Origin of the sequence: Caulobacter sp. B11 (assembly GCF_002737765.1) — a bacterium.
Lineage (GTDB): Bacteria > Pseudomonadota > Alphaproteobacteria > Caulobacterales > Caulobacteraceae > Caulobacter.
On record NZ_PEGG01000264.1, the window covers coordinates 1 to 3707 of the forward strand.

5 protein-coding genes and 1 pseudogene are annotated in these 3707 nt (G+C 72.3%); all 6 read right to left on the reverse strand.

The window, feature by feature from the left end:
• Positions 1–199: 199 nt before the first annotated feature.
• Positions 200–666: pseudogene (locus CSW58_RS10690) on the reverse strand (DUF3168 domain-containing protein).
• Positions 575–856, reverse strand: coding sequence for a head-tail connector protein (locus CSW58_RS10695; protein ID WP_099447272.1), 282 nt, complete (start codon positions 854–856; stop codon positions 575–577). The pseudogene CSW58_RS10690 and the gene CSW58_RS10695 overlap by 92 nt, the downstream one beginning before the upstream one ends.
• A 146-nt stretch (positions 857–1002) precedes the next feature.
• Entirely contained in the window at positions 1003–2229 is a 1227-nt protein-coding gene (locus CSW58_RS10700; protein WP_099447273.1) for a phage major capsid protein, read from the reverse strand.
• 140 nt (positions 2230–2369) lie between these two features.
• Complete coding sequence (locus tag CSW58_RS10705; protein ID WP_099447274.1) at positions 2370–2789, reverse strand: HK97 family phage prohead protease; 420 nt, start codon at positions 2787–2789, stop codon at positions 2370–2372.
• A 138-nt stretch (positions 2790–2927) separates the two neighbouring features.
• The gene (locus CSW58_RS10710) at positions 2928–3161 is read right to left on the reverse strand and encodes a hypothetical protein (RefSeq protein WP_099447275.1); all 234 of its coding nucleotides are present in this window, start codon (positions 3159–3161) and stop codon (positions 2928–2930) included.
• A gap of 147 nt (positions 3162–3308) precedes the next feature.
• Positions 3309–3707 (reverse strand): phage portal protein (locus tag CSW58_RS10715; RefSeq protein ID WP_143755173.1); only part of this gene is annotated, 399 nt, incomplete at its 5' end.

Here is a 3707-nt window from a genome sequence, read left to right on the forward strand (position 1 = left end):
CGTCGCCGATCTTCAACAGAATGTCCTTGCCGGCTTGAGCGGCCATGGGGAGGTCCTTTTTTCCAGGGATTTCCCCTCCCCCTTGCGGGGAGGGGGCAGGGGGTGGGGGTGTCGGCTCCGTGTCGGCCGAAGCGGCGCTGGCGCCCCCACCCCAACCCCTCCCCGCGAGGGGAGGGGCTACGAGGGCTAAACCCCTCCGTCACCGCCCGCACCCGCACGACGCCAGGGTCAGGTCGCGGTCGGCGCCGCGGAAGACGTCGGCATAGGTGACGCGCAGGGTGATCAGGCGGCGGCCGTCGAGGACCGGCAGGGCCTCGTGCAGGGCGGCGCGGACGGCGGCGACCAGGGCGCGAGCCTCCTCCGGACCGCCGAACCGCGAGGCGCAGGTCAGGGTCAGCAGATGCTCCAGCCCCTCCCCTTCGGCCCGCCGAACGGCCGGCTTTCCTGCCGCGTGAAGCGCACACAGGGATAGGTGGCCAGGCGCGGCGGATCGACATGGACCCGCGTCCCGACCAGGGCGGTCACCGCCGGGGCGGCGATCAGCATCGCGGCCAGGCCGGCGGCCAGGGCGCGTTCAGGATCCAGGCTCATAGCCTTGCCTTTCGCAGGGGGCCAGCCACGGCTCGACCAGGGCCAGGGACGGCTCGCCGGCGTCGCGGTGCTCATAGGCGTGGGCGACCAGGATCAGCACCGCCAGCCGCAGCGGGGCCGGGCTGGCGGGGCTCAGGACCTGATCGACGGCCGTGGCGACCCGCGCCTCGGCGGCGTCGATCAGCAGGGTGACGAGATCGTCCTCCCCGGCGTCGACGACGCGCAGGAAGGCCTTGGCCTCGGCCAGGGTGATGGACAGGGGCATGGGGATTTCCTTGGGTGGAGAGACCCCCTCAGTCGCTCCGCGACAGCTCCCCAAGGGGGAGCATCTTTGCGGGCGCGGCGATTGCCAGATCCTCCCCCTTTGGGGGAGGTGGCCCGGAGGGCCGGAGGGGGTCTCTGGGCGCGAACCTAGCTCACCGCGAACTTCAGCAGCTTGACCGCGTCGAAGTTCTGCACCCCGCCGCCGACCCGCTTGGTGGTGTAGAACAGCACGTGCGGCTTGGCCGAATAGGGGTCGCGCAGCACCCGCACCCCGGCCCGGTCGACGATCAGATAAGCCTTCTCGAAATCGCCGAAGGCCACGGCCAGGGCGTTGGCCCCGACATCCGGCATGGCCTCGATCTCGGCCACCGGGAAGCCCAGCAGGCTGGCGGACTGGCCCGGCTGCAGGGCGGCGTTCCAGATATAGTTGCCTTGCGCGTCCTTGAACTTGCGCACCGCGCTGACCGTGCGGCGGTTGAGCATGAAGCGGCCGTTCTGGCGGTACTGGGTCTTGGCCGCATAGATCAGGTCGATCAGCCTGTCGGTCGGATTGGACGCCGGCCAGCCGCCCGCCACGCCAGTGGCCAGATAGCCGACCTGACCCCAGGTGTAGGACGCGTCCGGCGCGGTGGTGTAGGCCAGCAGGCCCTTGGGCTTGTTGACCCCGTCGCCGGTGACGAAGGCGGTGGTCTCCTGGGCGGCGAAGGCGTCCTGCACCTCCTCGGCCAGCCACTCGTCGATATTGACATAGGCGTCGTCGAGCAGGGCCTGGGTGGCGGCGGGGCTGGCATAAAGCTCGCCGGCCGGGAAATCGATGACGTCCAGGGTCGGGGCCGTGGTCTCGGGCCGGGCGGCGGTCTCGGCCACCCAGGCGGCGGCCAGGCCGTTGGGCGACACCGGCTTGCGGAACGTGCCGGCGCCGATGGTGCGCACCTGGCAGATATCACGCATCGGCGAGGTAGCGGACAGGCGGCGCAGGATCTGCCGCTCCAGCTCGGCCGGGGCGACATAGCCGCCGGCCGTGGCCACGCCCTCCGACAGGCCCTTGGCTTCGAGCAGAAGCGAGGGCGTCTCGCCGGTCTTGATATAGCGCTCGAAGGCGGCCTTGCGCTCATCGACCCGCGCCAGCGGCGCGTCGCCGCCGATCGACGGCCGGCGGGCGTCGGCCAGCACGCGGTCAAGGCGGCCTTGCGCCTCGGTGATCGCCGCGTCGATGCGGGCCACCTTCTCCTCCAGCAGCACGTCGGCATGCTTGGTCTCCAGGGCCGCCAGCCGCTGGTCATTGGCGGCCTTGAAGCCCTCGAACGCCGCCAACACCTCGTGCAAGGCGGCGCGCGCCTCCGGCGAGGCCGGGGCCTGTTTGGTTTCCTTCATGGGGATCTCCAGGTTTTAGAAAGATCCTCCCCCTGAAGGGGGAGGTGTCGCGGAGCGACGGAGGGGGAAGTCGGCCGGCGTGGGGATCACGTCCCCCTCCGGCCCTCCGGGCCACCTCCCCCTTCGGGGGGAGGATCTGGTTAGCCGCCGAGGCGCAGCCGCGCCCCCGGCAGCATCGGGAAGGTCACCACCGACACCTCCCACAGCTCGACCTCGCGCAGCACGCGCAGGCGGCCGGTGGCGTCGGGGCGGGCTTTGACCGCGCGGAAGCCGATCGACAGGCCGTCCAGGGCCCCGGCCTCGACCAGGGCCGCGACCAGCCGGCCCCGCGGGGTGGCGCGCAGGATCCGACCCCGGACCAGCAGGCCGCGGTCGTCCTCGACGATCTCGTCCCAGACCCCGACCGGCTCGGCGTCGTCGTGCTGGTGCAGCATCTTGACCCCCGCCGCCCCGGTCCGCGCCAGACTGGCGGCGAAGGCCCCGGCGGCGGTGACGTCGTCATTGAGGTCGCGGGTCCAGAACAGGCTGGCGTGGCCGGTGATGGGCAGGGCTGCGGGCATGGGGTGTGTCTCCAGATCCTCCCCCTGAAGGGGGAGGTGTCGCGGAGCGACGGAGGGGGAAGTCGGCCGGCGTGGGGATCAACTCCCCCCTCCGGCCCTTCGGGCCACCTCCCCCTCTGGGGGAGGATCGATGCGGCGTCAGTCCAGCCTCGCCTCGATCCGGGCCAGGGAGGCCCGGGCCGCGAGGGCCTGTTCCTCCAGCCGGGCCAGGCGTTCGGCGACCGGGGCCTGGGCGTTGAGGCGGGTCTGCATCTCGTCGATCCGCGCCGAGGCCCGTCCGGCCCACATCAGGGCGGCGGCGGCCTGCAGGGCCAGGGCGACCAGCATGGCCACGGAGATCTGCCGGTCGAGCCGCCAGGGGGTGGGGGTCATGAGTGTCTCCGGTCAATCAGATCCTCCCCCCGAAGGGGGAGGTGTCGCGGAGCGACGGAGGGGGATGTTGGCCGGCCTGGGGGTCACTTCCCCCTCCGGCCCTTCGGGCCACCTCCCCCTCTGGGGGAGGATCTGCACGCGCCGCCCCTACCCCTCCAGCCCCGCCAACCGCCGCCGCTCGGCGTCGGTGAGGAAGCTCGCCGCCTGCAGCCGCGCCCACAGGGCGTCTCGTTCGGCCGACAAAGCGGGGACGGCGTCGAGGTCGCAGGTCAGGCGGGCGCCGGGGAATTTCGGTTCCAGCCAGGCGCTGACCGCCCGCGCCGCCCGCTCGGCCAGGGGAACCACCGTGTGGCGCCAGAAGGCCCCGTTGGCCTCGCGATAATTGGCGTAGGTATTGTCGCCGGGCACGCCCAGCAGCTGGGGCGGGACCCCGAAGGCCAGGGCGATCTCGCGGGCGGCGGCGTGCTTGCCCTCGATGAAGTCCATGTCGGCGGGGCTCAGCGACATCGGCCGCCAGTCCAGCCCGCCCTCCAGCAGCAGCGGCCG

Bases quoted from the DNA above. Each gene is read 5' to 3' on its own strand.
- CSW58_RS10695 (WP_099447272.1), bottom strand. From the start codon at position 856: ATGCCCCTGTCCATCACCCTGGCCGAGGCCAAGGCCTTCCTGCGCGTC.
- CSW58_RS10700 (WP_099447273.1), bottom strand. From the start codon at position 2,229: ATGAAGGAAACCAAACAGGCCCCGGCCTCGCCGGAGGCGCGCGCCGCC.
- CSW58_RS10705 (WP_099447274.1), bottom strand. From the start codon at position 2,789: ATGCCCGCAGCCCTGCCCATCACCGGCCACGCCAGCCTGTTCTGGACC.
- CSW58_RS10710 (WP_099447275.1), bottom strand. From the start codon at position 3,161: ATGACCCCCACCCCCTGGCGGCTCGACCGGCAGATCTCCGTGGCCATG.